3 protein-coding genes and 1 pseudogene are annotated in these 1,783 nt (G+C 71.5%); all 4 read right to left on the bottom strand.

Going from position 1 to position 1,783, the window contains the following annotated elements; all coding sequences use genetic code 11:
- Positions 1–141 (bottom strand): annotated as a pseudogene (locus G3N94_RS42820) (thiamine phosphate synthase); the annotation flags it as partial.
- Entirely contained in the window at positions 138–953 is an 816-nt protein-coding gene (locus tag G3N94_RS41090; protein WP_205799880.1) for a thiazole synthase, read from the bottom strand. The gene G3N94_RS41090 and the pseudogene G3N94_RS42820, both read right to left, overlap by 4 nt.
- A gap of 40 nt (positions 954–993) precedes the next feature.
- A complete protein-coding gene (thiS, locus tag G3N94_RS41095) occupies positions 994–1,191 on the bottom strand; it encodes a sulfur carrier protein ThiS (RefSeq protein WP_205799881.1) in 198 nt (65 codons plus the stop codon).
- A 35-nt stretch (positions 1,192–1,226) separates the two neighbouring features.
- Positions 1,227–1,783, bottom strand: a 557-nt coding sequence (locus G3N94_RS41100) for an FAD-dependent oxidoreductase (RefSeq protein WP_205799882.1), incomplete at its 5' end; no start/stop codon positions are given.

Consider the following 1,783-nt stretch of genomic DNA (forward strand, 5'->3'; position numbering starts at 1 on the left):
GAGCGCGTCGGGCGGCGCGACGCACAGGCGCCACGGCGCCGTCGCGCACGGCCAGTCGCCGAGCCGCGCGCGGATCCGTTCGGCCGCTTCCGCGAGTTCGTCGGCAGGCGGCCAGAATGCCGCGGCGAACCCCGCGCTCATGCACCGCCTCCGTCCTGGTGCCAGAACGGCATGCCGACCACCGGCGTGCTCGCGTGCGCGGTTTCGCGCGCGTCCATCGGCCCTGCGAGATACGCGGCGCGGCCGGCCTCGACGCCCAGCGCGAACGCGCGCGCCATGATCTCCGGATGGGTCGCCTGCGACACCGCGGTGTTCAGCAGCACGCCGTCGAAGCCCCACTCCATCACCTCGCACGCGTGCGACGGCACGCCGAGCCCCGCGTCGACGATCAGCGGCACGTCCGGCAGCCGCTCGCGCAGCACGCGCAGCCCGTACGGGTTCACGACGCCCTTGCCGGTGCCGATCGGCGCGCCCCACGGCATCAGCGCCTCGCAGCCGACATCGAGCAGGCGCCGGCCGATCACGAGATCCTCGGTGCAGTACGGCAGCACCTTGAAGCCGTCCTTGACCAGTTGCGCGGCGGCCTCGATCAAGCCGATCGGATCGGGCTGCAGCGTGTAGTCGTCGCCGATCAGCTCGAGCTTGATCCAGTCGGTCTCGAACACCTCGCGCGCCATGTGCGCGGTGGTCAACGCCTCGGCGACGGTCTGGCAGCCGGCCGTATTCGGCAACAGCGGCACCGCGTGACGCTTGAGCAGGTCGAAGAAGCCGGCTTCGGCGGTGCCGCCCGACATCTGGCGGCGCAGCGCGACCGTCACCATCCCGGGCCGCGCGGCGGCAATCGAATCGGACAGCGACTGCAGCGACGGGTAGCGCGACGTGCCGATCAGCACGCGGCTTGCGAAGGTTACGCCGTACAGCGTCAGCGCATCGGCGGAAGTGAGGGACGTCATCTCGTGTTCCTGGAAAGATCGGGGGACGAACCGGCGGCGCTCAGCCGCCTGCGACGGGGTGCACGACGTCGAGCTTGTCGCCCGCCGCGAGCGCGCGCGCCGCATGCTGCGTGCGCGCGACGAACGTGCCGTTCAGTGCCACCGCGTACGGCGGCCGCGCGCCGAATGCGGCGAGCGCATCGGCAACCGTCGCGCCGTCGGGCAGCATCAGGGTCTGTTGATTGATCTGGATATTCATGGCGTGCTTCGTCGAATTCGGGAAGGCGGCGTGCGTCAGGCCGGCTGGCGCGCGTCGTCGCGGTGATGAAGAAGATCCGGCCAGCGCGCTGCGCCGCGCCACGCGGCGAACGCGTCCGTGCCGCCGAGCGCGCCCGTCAACGCCGCCTCGGCGAGCGCGACCGCGGCATGCGCGACTTCCGGCGCGATCATGAAGCCGTGCCGGTACAGGCCGTTGACCGCGAGCGTCGCCGCGCCGTCCCAGATCAGCGCCGGGCGATGATCGGGCAGCGTCGGCCGGCACTGCGCATTCAGCTCGAGGATGCGTGCCTCGCCGAACGCCGGATGCACGGAGAACGCGGCACTCAACAGCTCGAGCGCGGAACGCACGCTGACGGGCGACATGTCCTCGCCCTCCACTTCGGTTGCGCCGATTACGTACAGGTCATCCTGTTTCGGCGCGATGTACAGCGGATAGCGCGGATGCAGAAGCCGCACGGGCCGCGTCAGCCCGATGCCGGGCGCATGCACGCGCGCGACCTCGCCGCGGATCCCGCGCAGCGCGGGCAGCACGGGCTTCGCGCCGAGCCCGCGGCAGTCGATCGTGAAGTGCG

Origin of the sequence: Burkholderia sp. Ac-20353, assembly GCF_017104785.1 — a bacterium.
Classification (GTDB): Bacteria; Pseudomonadota; Gammaproteobacteria; order Burkholderiales; family Burkholderiaceae; genus Burkholderia.

Excerpts from the sequence above, each read along its gene's own strand:
- thiS (WP_205799881.1), bottom strand. The coding sequence starts at position 1,191 with ATGAATATCCAGATCAATCAACAGACCCTGATGCTGCCCGACGGCGCG.
- G3N94_RS41090 (WP_205799880.1), bottom strand. The coding sequence starts at position 953 with ATGACGTCCCTCACTTCCGCCGATGCGCTGACGCTGTACGGCGTAACC.